The following is a 15,268-nucleotide window of genomic DNA, read 5'->3' on the forward strand; positions in this document are numbered from 1 at the left end:
TCATATATTGCTACGAAATCGGGTAGAGAGCAGCCAACAGGCCAGCTACTACCCGATACTGCATTTGTCCCCTTTTGTAAGCGAATACTACACCGAGTGTTGACGAATGTCCTCCGCCTGCAAAACCCCCAGAAATTTCTCCGAACACTAGGTAGCTGGTTGTTTTTAGCCAACAATCAGCCGAGGAGACAACGTATTGAATCTGCAACGCCAATATAATTCGCTTAGCGAACTGGCTAAGTTTGTAAATTTGGGCAATTGTATTAACCCTCATTGCACTAAGATTGATTTATGAGTACATATAGCGAGTATCAAAAACAGATTGTAGATAGAGAAACTCAGGGACTTCATCCATTGCCGATTGATGGCGCAGAACTGATGTATGAGGTTATTGCACAAATCAAAGATGGAGACCATGAGCACCGGCAAGACTCGCTCAATTTCTTTATTTATAACGTACTACCAGGCACTACAAACGCAGCTCGGGTAAAAGCAAAGTTTTTGAAGGAGATCATTCTTGGTGAGTCTATAGTCCCTGAGATTCCGCCCGCTTTTGCGTTTGATCAGTTATCCCACATGAAAGGAGGGCCTTCCATTGAGGTGCTGCTGGACCTTGCCCTGGGCGATGAGGAGACGATCGCAAAAAACGCGGCAGAGGTGCTGAAAACCCAGGTTTTCCTCTACGAAGCCGATACTAATCGGTTGGCGCAGGCCTACAAAAGTGGTAACCCGATTGCCAAGGACATTCTTGAAAGCTATGCCAAAGCTGAATTCTACACCAAATTACCCAATATTCCGGAAGAGATTGAATTAGTCACGTTCGTGGCAGGAATCGGTGATATTTCAACCGACTTGCTTTCTCCGGGCAGTGATGCGCACTCCCGGTCAGACCGTGAACTGCATGGCCAATGCATGTTTGAGCACAACAAAGCTCAGCAACAGGCCCTCAAAGAACTGAAAGAACAACACCCGGATAAGCGGGTTATGCTGGTAGCCGAAAAAGGCACGATGGGTGTGGGTTCTTCGCGGATGTCGGGGGTAAACAACGTAGCGCTGTGGATTGGTAAACAAGCCAGCCCTTTCGTGCCTTTCGTTAACATTGCTCCGGTGGTTGCCGGAACCAACGGTATCTCCCCGATCTTTTTAACGACCGTTGGCGTAACAGGCGGTATTGGTCTGGACCTTAAAAACTGGGTCAAAAAGTTCGATGAAAACGGTAAACTGGTAGTCGATGCCGACGGTCAGCCTGTTTTAGAGCAAACCTATTCGATAGACACCGGAACTATCCTGACTGTTAACACGAAAACCAAGAAGCTGTATAAAGATGGCCAGGAGGTCATGGATATTAGTTCGGCGTTCACTCCCCAGAAGATCGAATTCATGAAAGCCGGTGGGTCTTACTCCATCGAATTCGGTAAAAAGCTACAGACGTTTGCGGCCAAGACTTTAGGTATTACGGCTCCGGCCGTGTTTGCCCCATCCAAGGAAATTTCGAATCCGGGACAAGGGCTTACTGCCGTAGAAAAAATCTTCAATAGGAATGCGGTTGGTACCTCTGGTGCTACGTTACATGCCGGTTCTTACGTCCGTGTCAAGGTAAATATTGTTGGTTCTCAGGATACAACGGGTCTGATGACGGCGCAGGAACTGGAGTCAATGGCGGCAACGGTAATTTCTCCTATCGTAGATGCCGGTTACCAGTCGGGTTGCCATACGGCCTCGGTTTGGGATAGCAAATCGCAGCAGAACATTCCCAAGCTGATGCGCTTTATGAATGACTTCGGTCTTATCACGGCCCGGGACCCGAAAGGTGTCTACCATTCGATGACCGATGTAATTCACAAGGTTCTAAATGACATCACGGTCGACGACTGGGCGATCATTATTGGTGGTGACTCCCACACCCGGATGTCCAAAGGGGTTGCGTTCGGGGCCGACTCCGGTACGGTGGCGCTCGCGTTGGCCACTGGTGAAGCATCCATGCCCATTCCAGAATCAGTAAAAGTGACGTTCAAAGGCAAAATGAACGATCACCTGGATTTCCGCGATGTGGTCCATGCTACCCAACTACAGATGCTGAAGGCGTTTAACGGAGAGAATGTATTCCAGGGACGTGTGATCGAAGTACATATCGGTACGTTGCTTTCCGATCAGGCCTTCACTTTCACCGACTGGACGGCCGAAATGAAAGCCAAAGCGTCTATTTGCATTTCCCAGCCGGATACCCTCATCGAATCATTGGAGATCGCGAAAGACCGCATCCGGATTATGATCGAAAAGGGCATGGATAATGAGCAGCAGGTCCTTCAGGGCCTTATCGACAAAGCCAACCAGCGAATTGAGGAAATCAGATCAGGGGAAAAACCACCATTGACGCCTGATGAGAACGCGAAATACTACGCGGAATTTGTGGTCGACTTGGATGTCATTGATGAGCCGATGATTGCTGACCCTGACGTAAATAACGCGGATGCCTCCAAGCGATACACGCACGACACGATTCGCGATCTTACGTACTATAGCGGAGAGAAACATGTTGACCTCGGTTTTGTTGGCTCCTGCATGGTCCATAAGGGCGATATTAAGATTGTTTCCAGGATGCTGAAAAACCTGGAAGAACAATACGGAAAAGTTGAGTTCCAGGCGCCTTTAGTCGTGGCAGCGCCTACCTACAATATCATCGCTGAACTGAAAGAAGAAGGCGACTGGGATGTGCTGCAAAAGTACTCTGGTTTTGAATTCGACGATGCTGCACCTAAAACGGCGGCCCGTACCGAATATGAAAACATCCTGTATCTGGAGCGGCCCGGCTGTAACTTGTGTATGGGAAACCAGGAAAAAGCCGCGAAGGGCGATACCGTAATGGCGACCTCTACTCGTTTGTTCCAGGGCCGCGTGGTGAAAGATTCAGACCGTAAGAAAGGCGAGTCCTTACTGGCCTCGACCCCCGTGGTTGTTCTTTCTTCCGTTCTTGGCAGAACCCCTACCATTGACGAGTATAAAGCGGCCGTTAGAGGTATCAAACTAACGCAGTTTTCACCACCAATTAAAAAAATGACGACGAGCGCTTCCAGCTCTGATCTGGTCTCTTTCTAGCTTTCTTCGTTGTTTATCAAGAAAAAAGCGTCAGGGAAAGCTTCGAGCTTTGCCTGACGCTTTTTTCTATCTTTGGTTTTCGGGTAGTACTAAAAGAGATCGTTATGAGAGTGGCGTTTGGGTTTGTGTTGCTATTTATTTACGCAGGAGTTGCGGCCCAGCCCAGACGGGGGGAAACTCCTGCCAATCCAGGCGGGACATTCACTATTCAAAAGGATAAGCCCGTCTGGATGCTGACGTATTTCCGGCAGCGCTATCCGACCCGCGTTGAGATTGATGCAACGGGAAAGGTCGTTGAGGTGCCGCTGGCAAACCCTATGCTGATCAATAAGCTGCACATAGCGCTCTCTACGGATGGCCGCCATTGGACGCCGTTGAATGATAACAAACCGGTCTGGGACCATCATATCCGCGATCCGTACGTTCGGCGTGGCCCCGATGGGCTTTGGCGAATCCTGTCGACCGGAGGTGGAAAGGGTCTCGACCGGGAGAAAGTAGGTCCCAGCTGCCTGTATGTTACGTCAAAAGACCTCATTCACTGGCAGGAAGAAGGGTCGCTTCCCCTAATGAAAGACGTACGGAACGACACAGGTGCTTTAGCCCGGAATATCTGGGCGCCCGAATGGTTCTATGACGACAAAACGGGTGAGTATGTCCTGTTCTGGTCCTCTTCCTTCATGGATGCGGGCTGGAAAGAAAGTCGGCTCTGGTATAGCAGAACGCGCGACTGGAAGACCTTCACCCCCGCCAAAGTCCTCTTTGCCCCTCCTTACTCCGTCATCGATGGTACGTTGCTGAAACAGGGAGATACGTATTATCTCTTTCATAAAGAGGAGGTATTCGGCGCCAAAACCGGCGAACGCAGGGCTATTCGCGTAGCTACGTCCAAGCATCTGGAAGGCCCCTACCGCATTGTTGATGGCTATCTGAACAACGGGCAGATCGTTCCGGTCATTACTGAAGGCCCTACTGTTATGAAAGACCCCGTTAAACCGGGCTGGCTTCTGTTATATGATTACTGCATGACAGATCGCTTTGGCGCATCGTCTTCGCCGGACCTGCTCCACTGGACCGTTGAGGAGAACGTAAATTTCCCGCCGGAAGCCCGGCATGGCTGCGTTTCGCAACTAACCGCGGAGGAAGCCAGCGCGTTGATCAAGACCTATCCGGGGCAGAATTAAGACAACTACCCTGTTAGCTCCTGGCCCGCTGACTTTTCGTAATTTTGTGTACTTAGCTTTATCCTCGTGACTGATACTGACCAAATAGGGCTCGCGCCCGATCTTGATAATATTTACCTGGCCGCCGAGCGTCTGCAGGGCGTAGCTGTCCGGACGCCCCTTCAGGAAAATCTCAATCTGTCGGATCGCTACAACGCGAACGTTTACATTAAACGGGAAGACTTGCAGATCGTTCGGTCCTATAAAATTCGGGGAGCCTACAACAAAATGGCGAGCCTGCCCGCCGAAGCGCTGGAGCAGGGGGTCGTGTGTGCCAGCGCCGGCAACCATGCCCAGGGCGTTGCCTACGCCTGCCGGAAGATGGCTGTTCATGGCACCATTTTCATGCCCTCCACCACACCGAGTCAGAAGGTGAAGCAGGTAAAATTGTTCGGCAAAGAGTTTATCGACGTTGTTCTGACCGGCGATACGTTCGATGATGCTTTCTACGCAGCCATTGAGTTCAGCCAGCGTAACAATAGTACGTTTGTTCACCCCTTCGATGATCTGCAGGTTATTGAAGGCCAGGGTACAGTTGGTCTGGAGATCTTCAAGGATGCCAGCGGTAAGATCGATTACCTGCTGATGGCGATTGGCGGTGGTGGCTTGGCGGCTGGTGTATCGACCGTTTTTAAACAACTCAGTCCTAAAACAAAACTGATTGGCGTCGAGCCGCTGGGGGCTCCTTCAATGAAAGCATCCCTGGATGAAGGCCATGTCGTAGCGCTCGATAAGATTGATAAATTTGTCGATGGAGCTGCGGTCAAACGCCCGGGCGATATTACGTTCGAGGTATGCCGCCAGAACCTTGATCGCATTCTGCTGATTCCGGAGGGGAAAGTCTGCACGACCATCCTGAAACTGTACGACGAAGAGGCCATTGTGGCCGAGCCAGCCGGCGCCCTGACGATTGCAGCTCTTGACCTGATCAAGGATGAAATCAAAGGTAAAAACGTTGTCTGTCTGGTTAGTGGCGGTAATAACGACATCACCCGGACAGAAGAGATCAAAGAGCGGTCTTTGCTCTACGAAGGACTCAAACACTATTTCATCATCCGGTTTCCGCAGCGCTCCGGCGCATTCCGGGAGTTTCTGAACGTATTAGGGCCTAACGATGATATCAGCCGCTTTGAATACGTGAAGAAAACCAATCGCGAAACGGGGCCGGCCGTGGTAGGGATTGAGTTAAAAAACCGGGAAGATTTCGAGCCGCTCATTCAGCGGATGAACGACCAGAGTATCGTTTACGAATACCTGAACGATCAGCCCGATCTATTCCAGTTTCTAGTGTAGATTTAACAGCTCAAACTTGTTTGACGAATGACTTCTGCAGTACAGAATAAACAACAGGCTTTTGAACGCATTCAGTCGCACCAGTCGGCTTTAAAACTATTTGGTACGGCTCGGCTGGGTCTATTTGGATCATTTGTAAGGGGTGATCAGACCGAGAAAAGCGATATTGATTTTGTAGTAGAATTTGAGGATAGTAAAAAGACTTTTCGGAATTACATCAATATGGTCTATTACCCGGAAAGGCTAATGGGTCGTGAGGTAGAATTGCTTACCTGGGAAGGTATGGCATCGTTTGTAAAACGTCAGGCCGAAAAAGAAATTGAATATGCGCCCCTTACTTATTGAATTTCTTCTGCACATACAAAGCGAGTTAGCTTATATTTTAAACACTCTAAAGGAATTACTTACGAAGAATTTTAAAACAACCTTTTATTAGCAAGGCCTTTATTAGAAGCTTTGAAGTTATTGGTGAAGCCTGCAAGAACGTTCCTGATGAAGTACGGTACCATCATCCCGAGTTCGATTGGCAGGGTTTGCAGGAATGAGAGACAAGCTTATTCATCATTACTGGGGAATTGATTACGAGTTAATGTGGGACGCAATTCAGAAGGAAATCCATATATAGATTTCATTATTAAACAAGAACTAGGTAGGTTCTAATCACTCATGCTTCGCGTTCCCTCCTCCATCGAGCCCAACCAATTTCAATCCCTCAGCATCCGCCGGACGGACGCGTCGGAAATGACCTTTGTGGCTTACCGTAGCGACGTTTACCCCGAACGAAACGAGATATTCTTTGAGGAACACGCGGTCATCGTTGTGCTGAAAGGCGAAAAGAAGTTCAGCTCACCCACGCAGGAATTACACGTACGTAAGGGCGACATTTTGTTTTTTCAGCGGGGCTGCTACTCGATGAACGAGTCGATCGATAATAATTACCGAAGTCTGGTCTTTTTCTTCAACGAGCGCCTGTTGAAAGAATTCGTCAGCCAGCATCTCCCCATTTTTCAGCAGCCAAGTCCAACGCCCTTCGCCGACCTGATTCTGTCGTTTTCGTCTTCCCCTACGTTCACTACGTTCATTGACTCATTGCTAACGTATTTCGGTGCGCAGACGCCTTATTTGAATGAGCTGCTGCAGCTTAAGTTTCAGGAATTGCTGCTGCATCTGCTCGAACTGGATACCGCCGGGCAGTTGCGGGCCATACTGCTGCACATCTACCAGGGGCAGAAAATCGACTTGGATTTTCTAATGAGTGCGTACTTTCTCAAGCCGTTGTCGATGAATGAACTGGCCCGCCTGTCCGGCAGAAGTTTATCGGCGTTTAAACGGGATTTTGAAGATCATTTTCATACGTCTCCCGGTAACTGGATCCGTCGAAAACGACTGGAGCACGCACATTTTCTGCTACGCAATACCGATAAGAACGTATCGGAAGTAAGCATGGAAATTGGCTACGAAAGCGTATCGCACTTCATCAAAGCTTACAAAGCCCAATACGGACTCACGCCGAAACAGGCAGTCTGATCTATCTGGTGACGATGTAATACAACCTATTCTCAGTTAATATTTGTCGCTAATCTGGCCTCAAATGAATACTGCCTCAGAATATATGAATACGTTTCACTAATACAGTTTTAAACTCATATCAGGCTATTGAACTAAAATCGCTATTTACTGGACGAATGGCGGGATGTTGGATTAATTGCACTTTGCCAATTTTGTAGCATAAATCGCAAATCATATGAGTTCGCCAAAGACCCTGTTCGACAAAGTATGGGACGCCCATGTTGTTCGACACATTGAGGATGGTCCCGATGTATTCTTTATCGACCGGCATTTTATTCACGAAGTAACCAGCCCGGTGGCGTTTCTGGGTCTGGAGAGTCGGCATGTACCGGTTATGTTCTCCGGCAGGACCTTCGCTACCGCTGATCATAATACGCCAACCATGAACCAGCACCTGCCCGTAGCCGATCCGCTATCGGCCAACCAGCTGGCCGCGCTGGAACGCAACGCAACGAAATACGGTATCTCGCACTGGGGGCTTGGGCACATTAAAAACGGCATCGTACACGTAGTAGGCCCAGAAAACGGCATTACTCTACCCGGCATGACCATCGTTTGTGGCGATTCGCACACATCGACGCACGGCGCTTTTGGTGCAATTGCCTTTGGGATTGGTACGTCTGAAGTTGAAATGGTACTGGCAACGCAGTGCATCATGCAACCGAAGCCGAAGAAAATGCGGATCACCGTCAACGGTACATTGAACAAAGCCGTACTACCGAAAGACGTTATCCTGTATATCATTGCGCAGATTTCGGCCAGCGGTGCTACGGGCTACTTCGTTGAGTACGCCGGGGATGTTTTTGAAAACATGAGCATGGAAGGCCGGATGACGGTCTGCAACATGAGTATTGAAATGGGGGCACGGGGCGGTATGATTGCTCCTGACCAGACAACGCTCGATTACCTGAAGGGCCGCGAGCTTGCCCCTAAGGGCGAACAGTGGGCCAAACTCGTTCCGTACTGGCAGTCGCTTAAAACCGACGAGGGCGCTACGTTCGACGTTGATTTGACTTACAACGCTGCCGATATCGAACCTCAGATTACGTATGGTACCAACCCAGGTCTGGGAACGGGCGTAACGCAGCAAATTCCGCAGGCTGACGCGGTTAAAGATGGTGCGGCCAGCTACAAGAAGTCACTACAATACATGGGCTTCGCCGAAAACGAAACTATGATTGGAAAACCCGTCGATTTCGTTTTTCTCGGCAGCTGCACCAACGGCCGGATCGAGGATTTCCGGGCGTTTGCCTCGATTGTAAAAGGTCGTCAGAAAGCTGACCACGTAACGGCCTGGCTCGTACCGGGTTCGCATATTGTGGAGCGGCAGATTCAGGAAGAAGGTATTCTGGACGTACTGACGCAGGCTGGTTTCCAACTCCGTCAACCGGGTTGTTCGGCTTGTCTGGCCATGAACGAAGACAAGATTCCAGCGGGTAAATATGCCGTTTCGACCTCGAACCGCAACTTCGAAGGTCGCCAGGGTCCAGGCGCTCGTACGCTGCTTGCCAGTCCCCTCGTTGCCGCTGCGGCTGCCGTAACGGGCGTCGTTACCGATCCAAGACAATTGATTTAATGCTCCGTTATTCAGCCGCCATCGCGATTTGTCAAAAGCAGTAGAACGATGACGGCTGAGTAATTAGTAAATGACCTTTTCCAATGGCTTACGACAAATTTACTATACTCCGCAGTTCGGCCGTTCCGATGCCCATCGAGAACGTCGATACGGACCAGATTATCCCCGCCCGTTTCCTGAAAGCAACCGAGCGCAAAGGTTTCGGCGATAACCTCTTCCGCGACTGGCGATACAACAACGACGATACGCCCAAAGCAGATTTCGTCCTGAATAATCCAACTTACTCAAGCGAAGGGTCGCCCCGAAAAATTCTGGTAGGTGGCAAAAACTTCGGCAGCGGCTCCAGCCGCGAGCACGCAGCCTGGGCTATTTACGACTACGGTTTTCGTTGCGTCGTGTCCAGCTTCTTCGCCGACATTTTCCAGAACAACTCCCTGAACATTGGCATTCTGCCCGTGAAAGTAAGTCCCGAATTTTTGGACAGAATCTTCGCAGCAATCAATGCCGACCCGAACACGGAGCTGGAAGTAAACCTCCCCGAACAGACCATCACCTTGCTGGCCACTGGCGAGAGCGAAAGCTTTACCATCAATGGATACAAGAAGAACAATCTTATAAACGGCTTCGACGACATCGATTACCTCCTGTCGATGAAAACTGAAATCGAAGCCTTCGCCGACACGAGACCGTTTTAATTGTGAATGGGTGAATAAGTGATTTATTGAATAAATTCTTCCGGATGGTATTCACCAAATCACTCATTCACTCATTCACTCATTAAGTATGAAACGTCGTTACATTGAAATTATGGATACGACGCTACGCGACGGTGAACAGACCAGCGGAGTGTCGTTTTCTGCATCCGAGAAGCTAGCCCTGGCGCAATCGCTGCTGACCGAGGTGAAAGTAGATCGGGTTGAAGTGGCTTCCGCCCGGGTGTCGGCTGGTGAACTGGAAGCAGTACAGCAGATAACCCGATGGGCTGAAGGAGCGGGCTATTTGCAGAAGATTGAAGTATTGACGTTTGTCGACGGACAGGCATCAATTGATTGGGTATTGGCCTCTGGCGCCAGGGTGATGAACCTGCTTACGAAAGGCTCCGTCAATCACCTGACGTATCAGCTTAAGAAAACACCCGAAGAGCATTTTGCTGACATCGAAGAGTTACTGACAAGAGCGCAACAGCACGACTTACAGGCTAATATCTATCTGGAAGACTGGAGCAACGGAATGCATAACTCGCCGGACTATGTCTACCAGTTTCTGGATTTCCTCAGCACGCAGCCCATTCGCCGAATCTTACTTCCTGACACCCTGGGCGTGTTGACACCTGCCGATACGTATCAATTCGTTTCCGCGATCGTCAGCCGGTATCCCAATCTGCATTTCGATTTCCACGCCCACAATGATTACGACCTGAGCATTGCTAACGTAATGGAAGCTATTCGGGCAGGAGCGCATGGCTTGCACCTGACCGTAAATGGCCTCGGTGAACGAGCCGGCAATGCCCCGATGGCCAGCGCCATTGCCGTTCTGCGTGATTTCATGCCAGATGTTAGAACCGGCGTGGTTGAAAAATCCCTCTACCAGGTTAGTAAGCTGGTTGAGACGTTCTCCGGGCTGCGCATTCCTGACAACAAGCCGGTGGTGGGCGATAATGTTTTCACCCAGACAGCTGGCATCCATGCCGACGGTGATAAGAAAAACAACCTGTATTTCAATACGCTGCTGCCCGAGCGTTTCGGCCGGAAACGGAGCTACGCACTCGGGAAAACGTCGGGAAAGGCGAACATTGAGAATAACTTACGCGAACTGGGGATTCAGTTGCCAGAAAGTGATCTGAAGAAAGTTACGCAGCGGGTAATCGAGCTCGGCGATCTGAAGGAGATGGTCACGCGCGAAGACCTGCCGTATATCATCAGCGACGTATTGAACACAAACACCCTCGTTTCGCGGGTAGAAGTATTGAACTACGTATTAACGCACTCCAAGGACCTGAAACCATCGGCTACCCTCCGGGTACGTATCGACGACGAGCAATTCGAAGAGAATGCCCAGGGTGATGGGCAGTACGATGCGTTCATGAATGCCCTGAAAAAGATATATGGCAAAAAGAAGATGACGCTTCCGACCCTGACCGATTATGCTGTCCGGATTCCAACGGGTGGTCATACCGACGCGCTCTGCGAAACCATTATTACCTGGAAGCACCAGAATAACGAATTCAAAACCCGGGGGCTTGATTCCGATCAGGCCGTCTCAGCCATTAAGGCAACCCAAAAAATGTTGAATACTTTAGAATAACTCGAACAAGGAGCAAGGAATAAGAAAATCTAATGAGACGACTACGTCCTTGTTTCTTTCTCCTTTACTCCTTGTTCCCATCCTCTATGAAAAAACACATCCTTGTTGTTCCCGGCGACGGTATTGGCGCCGAAGTTACCGCGGTTGGTAAGCAGGTTCTGGAAACAATCGCCCAGAGATTTGGTCACGAGTTCACCTACGACGAAGCGCTGATCGGCCACGTTGCCATAGAAGCCACCGGTTCACCCCTACCCGACGAGACACTGACCAAAATGCAAGCCGCTGATGCGGTGCTGTTTGGCGCTGTTGGTCACCCTAAGTACGATAACGACCCATCTGCTAAAGTACGACCCGAGCAAGGACTGCTGAAAATGCGGAAGGAACTGGGTCTGTACGCGAACCTGCGTCCAATTAAACTATTTGATGAGCTTTTGGAAGCGTCGAGCATAAAGCCAGAGATTCTGCGTGGTGCCGATATTCTATTCTTCCGAGAACTGACGGGTGACGTTTATTTTGGTAAGCGCGAACGAATCGAAGACGGTAACACCGCTTATGATACCATGATCTACAGCAAATACGAAGTAGAGCGTATCGTTCGGAAAGCGTTTGAAGCCGCCCGCACTCGCGGTAAAAAATTATGTTCGGTCGATAAGGCTAACGTATTAGAAAGTAGCCGGCTTTGGCGTGAAGTGGTGCAGGCTCTTGCTCCAGAATATCCGGACGTAACGGTTGAGCATCAGTTTATCGATGCAGCGGCTATGCTATTGATCAAAGATCCTAAACGATTCGACGTTGTTGTAACAGGTAATCTTTTTGGGGACATACTTACCGATGAAGCCAGCCAGATTGCTGGTTCGATGGGTATGCTGGCTTCTGCCTCTGTAGGCGATAAAACAGGCGTCTACGAACCAATTCACGGCTCAGCCCACGATATTACAGGTAAAGGCGTCGCCAATCCGCTGGCATCTGTTTTGTCGGTTGCGTTGCTGCTTGACATCTCGTTTGGTCTCAAAGAAGAGTCACAGGCCGTTATCGATTCTGTTGATGCTGTACTAAAAGCGGGTTACCGAACTCGTGATATTGCAGATGCAGCTACAGCTCCTGATAATATTTTGGGAACGTCGGCTATGGGTGAGCAAATTCTTCAGCATTTAAACGCTTGATTTAGAGTAGACTCGCATTTGTTAAAAAATTATTGACTGTTTGCAAATTTCCGACATTTAGCTACTTTTGTAGCGTATTTACGCAACCAGCGAAATTTCGCAAATAACAATGACCTCCTTTCTGCTTATCGACCGACTGCTAAAGCCAATCGTTTTATAAGACGGAGAAAGTTATATAGTGCTTAAAAAGCTCTTTCTCCCTGGAAAGAGCTTTTTTGCTTAAAAGTCGTTAAACTGCAAACATTTCAATACAAACCGGATATGAGCCAACAAGTCTATATTTTCGACACTACACTGCGGGACGGCGAGCAGGTTCCCGGCTGTCAGCTCACTACAGATGAAAAGATCGTCATCGCTAAAGAGCTGGAGCGCATGGGTGTTGACATAATTGAAGCTGGTTTCCCAATTTCAAGCCCTGGAGACTTTCGTTCCGTTGTCGAGATTTCCAAAGCCGTCAGCGAACCCACGGTCTGTGCGCTTAGCCGGGCCGTTAAAGGCGATATTGATGCCGCTGGTGAAGCTCTGAAATGGGCGAAACGTGGCCGTATTCATACCGGTATTGGTTCGTCGGATATTCATATCCGGAACAAATTCAACAGTACCCGCGAAAAGATCGTCGAGCAGGCCATAGCTGCCGTTAAACACGCGAAAACGTATGTTGAAGATGTTGAATTTTACGCAGAAGATGCCGGCCGTGCTGATCTGGCTTTCCTGGCTCAGTTGACCGAAGCTGTCATTAAAGCCGGAGCCACGGTAGTCAATATTCCTGACACAACAGGCTATTGTTTGCCAGATGAATACGGTAAGAAAATCGCCTATATCTATGAGCACGTATCAAATGTACATCAGGCAACCATTTCTATCCACTGCCACAACGATCTGGGACTAGCTACAGCCAATACGCTGGCAGGCGTTGTAAACGGTGCCAGACAGGTTGAAGTAACTATGAACGGCATCGGTGAGCGCGCAGGAAATACGTCGCTGGAAGAGGTCGTTATGGCGTTAAAAGTGCGCAAAGAACTGGGTTTACATACTAATATTGATTCTACTCGTCTTTTCCCCGTTAGCCAACTGGTTTCAGAACTGATGCGGATGCCTGTGCAGGCTAATAAAGCTATTGTTGGTCGTAACGCTTTTGCTCACTCGTCGGGTATTCACCAGGATGGTTTTCTAAAACATTCCGAGAACTACGAGATTATGAATCCGCAGGACGTAGGCGTACCGGAGTCGTCTATCGTTTTGACCGCCCGTAGTGGCCGCCACGCCCTCCGTCATCGTCTGGAGCTCCTGGGCTTTACATATAACAAGTCGTCGCTTGATACAATCTACACCCGTTTTCTTGACATGGCCGACATTCGTAAGCAGGTTAACGATAAAGATCTGATGGAGCTTGTCAGTATGGAACTCGTCAAATAATAGAAAGCCCGCTATGAGCGGGCTTTTTTTAATACCCGGCATGGTACTTTCCTGTCGCAACTTTGTTAGCTTTAAGTAAACTAACTTGTAAAGCTATGGCGCGTCCAACACCTATGCTTATTGAAGCGCTCCGACAGACAGCGCGTAATCTTAAAAATGGTGCTCATTATCAATGGGGGCACATGGGTGGCTGCAATTGCGGCAATCTTGCCCAGGAACTGACCAAACTAGATAAGGCTCAGATCCATCATTATGCTATGGAACGATACGGCGACTGGAATAGACAACTGGATGATTATTGCCCAAGTAGTCAGATGCCAATCGACGTGATTATTAACGAGATGGTATCAGCCGGATTGCAGATTGAAGATTTGAAACACCTGGAGAAACTTGACGATCGAGCTGTTTTGCTACGCTTACCACTGGAGAAACGGCATCTCAGGCACAATGTGCGGGAAGATGTTATTACGTATATGAACACATGGGCCAGCCTATTGGAGGAGCAATTCGCTCAGAAGATCTCGCTGAAGCAAACCATTGAAGAGCCATCTGTTTTGTAATAAAATAGCTGTTTTCACGCTGAAACTTTAGGGCATAAAAAAAGCCGCTATCAGCTGATAGCGGCTTCCAGTTTCTTAGGTGGCACCTTCCTACTCTCCCACTTGTGACAGCAGTACCATCGGCAGTACGGGGCTTAACGGCTCTGTTCGAAATGGAAAGAGGTGATCACCCGCCTTAACAACACCAACCTAAGTATATCATTCGTATCCTGACCCCACCGGGCAACGATACCAAGACCAGCGTCTTTTTCCTCACAGAGAGAAAATCAAATACACAATCCCAGACCAGCATAACAAACCGGCAAACTCGCTCTCGGGCACATTAGTACGGCTCGGCTCCATGGCTCTCACCACCTCCACCTGCCGCCTATCAACGTTGTCGTCTCCAACGACCCTTCCTGTTTAGGACCACTCATCTCGGGGCCAGTTTCGCACTTAGATGCTTTCAGCGCTTATCTGATCCGCACGTAGCTACTCAGCCATACCACCGGCATGATAACTGATCCGCCAGCGGTGCGTCCATCCCGGTCCTCTCGTACTAAGGACAGACCCCCTCAGTAGTCCAACGCCCACCACAGATAGAGACCGAACTGTCTCACGACGTTCTGAACCCAGCTCGCGTGCCACTTTAATCGGCGAACAGCCGAACCCTTGGAACCTTCTCCAGCCCCAGGATGTGACGAGCCGACATCGAGGTGCCAAACCTCCCCGTCGATGTGAGCTCTTGGGGGAGATCAGCCTGTTATCCCCGGCGTACCTTTTATCCTTTGAGCGATGGCCCTTCCATGCGGAACCACCGGATCACTATACCCGACTTTCGTCCCAGATCGGCCTGTGTGCCTCACTGTCAAGCCCGCTTCTGCTATTGCACTCAACCGCCGATTACCGTCCGGCGTGAGCGGACCTTGGGAAACCTCCGTTACCCTTTCGGAGGTGACCACCCCAGTCAAACTACCCACCAAACACTGTCCTTCGTTCAAAGTTAGGCAGCCGGTCAGCCAAGGGCGGTATTTCAAGGTTGGATCCAGGACGCCTGGCGACGCCCCTTCAACTCCTCCCGCCTATCCTACA

Annotated in this window: 12 protein-coding genes and 2 rRNA genes (1 of these 14 cut by a window edge); 12 read left to right on the plus strand and 2 right to left on the minus strand. The window is 49.6% G+C overall.

What is annotated here, in order from left to right:
* The first annotated feature begins 291 nt into the window (after nt 1–291).
* From HU175_RS01790 to HU175_RS01845, 12 genes are all read left to right on the plus strand, one after another.
* On the plus strand, nt 292–3,096 hold the full coding sequence (locus tag HU175_RS01790; protein ID WP_176564961.1) for a bifunctional aconitate hydratase 2/2-methylisocitrate dehydratase: 2,805 nt from the start codon (nt 292–294) through the stop codon (nt 3,094–3,096).
* Nucleotides 3,097–3,200: 104 nt separating this feature from the next.
* Nucleotides 3,201–4,277, plus strand: coding sequence for a glycoside hydrolase family 43 protein (locus HU175_RS01795; RefSeq protein ID WP_228724287.1), 1,077 nt, complete (start codon nt 3,201–3,203; stop codon nt 4,275–4,277).
* Nucleotides 4,278–4,343: 66 nt separating this feature from the next.
* Nucleotides 4,344–5,609, plus strand: a complete 1,266-nt coding sequence (gene ilvA, locus HU175_RS01800; protein ID WP_176564962.1) for a threonine ammonia-lyase IlvA — start codon at nt 4,344–4,346, stop codon at nt 5,607–5,609.
* Between the two features lie 27 nt (nt 5,610–5,636).
* Nucleotides 5,637–5,954 carry a nucleotidyltransferase family protein gene (locus tag HU175_RS01805; RefSeq protein ID WP_176564963.1) on the plus strand — a complete coding sequence of 106 codons (318 nt, stop codon included), beginning with the start codon at nt 5,637–5,639 and terminating at the stop codon, nt 5,952–5,954.
* Nucleotides 5,955–6,150: 196 nt separating this feature from the next.
* Nucleotides 6,151–6,234 carry a HepT-like ribonuclease domain-containing protein gene (locus HU175_RS25060; protein WP_410528608.1) on the plus strand — a complete coding sequence of 28 codons (84 nt, stop codon included), beginning with the start codon at nt 6,151–6,153 and terminating at the stop codon, nt 6,232–6,234.
* A 41-nt stretch (nt 6,235–6,275) separates the two neighbouring features.
* A complete protein-coding gene (locus HU175_RS01815; protein WP_176564965.1) occupies nt 6,276–7,136 on the plus strand; it encodes a helix-turn-helix transcriptional regulator in 861 nt (286 codons plus the stop codon).
* Nucleotides 7,137–7,353: 217 nt separating this feature from the next.
* Nucleotides 7,354–8,754, plus strand: coding sequence for a 3-isopropylmalate dehydratase large subunit (gene leuC, locus HU175_RS01820; protein WP_176564966.1), 1,401 nt, complete (start codon nt 7,354–7,356; stop codon nt 8,752–8,754).
* A gap of 83 nt (nt 8,755–8,837) precedes the next feature.
* Complete coding sequence (gene leuD / locus HU175_RS01825; protein WP_176564967.1) at nt 8,838–9,449, plus strand: 3-isopropylmalate dehydratase small subunit; 612 nt, start codon at nt 8,838–8,840, stop codon at nt 9,447–9,449.
* A gap of 88 nt (nt 9,450–9,537) precedes the next feature.
* On the plus strand, nt 9,538–11,058 hold the full coding sequence (locus HU175_RS01830; protein ID WP_176564968.1) for an alpha-isopropylmalate synthase regulatory domain-containing protein: 1,521 nt from the start codon (nt 9,538–9,540) through the stop codon (nt 11,056–11,058).
* An 86-nt stretch (nt 11,059–11,144) separates the two neighbouring features.
* Complete coding sequence (gene leuB / locus HU175_RS01835; RefSeq protein WP_176564969.1) at nt 11,145–12,221, plus strand: 3-isopropylmalate dehydrogenase; 1,077 nt, start codon at nt 11,145–11,147, stop codon at nt 12,219–12,221.
* Between the two features lie 261 nt (nt 12,222–12,482).
* Entirely contained in the window at nt 12,483–13,637 is a 1,155-nt protein-coding gene (locus HU175_RS01840; RefSeq protein ID WP_176564970.1) for a 2-isopropylmalate synthase, read from the plus strand.
* 95 nt (nt 13,638–13,732) lie between these two features.
* Complete coding sequence (locus HU175_RS01845) at nt 13,733–14,197, plus strand: hypothetical protein (RefSeq protein WP_176564971.1); 465 nt, start codon at nt 13,733–13,735, stop codon at nt 14,195–14,197.
* A gap of 77 nt (nt 14,198–14,274) precedes the next feature.
* Here HU175_RS01845 and rrf read toward each other — a convergent pair.
* Nucleotides 14,275–14,386: ribosomal RNA gene (rrf, locus tag HU175_RS01850) — 5S ribosomal RNA — on the minus strand.
* A 112-nt stretch (nt 14,387–14,498) separates the two neighbouring features.
* A 23S ribosomal RNA gene (locus HU175_RS01855) occupies nt 14,499–15,268 on the minus strand (it continues 2,066 nt past the right edge of the window).

It is taken from the genome of Spirosoma sp. KUDC1026 (genome assembly GCF_013375035.1).
Classification (GTDB): Bacteria; Bacteroidota; Bacteroidia; order Cytophagales; family Spirosomataceae; genus Spirosoma.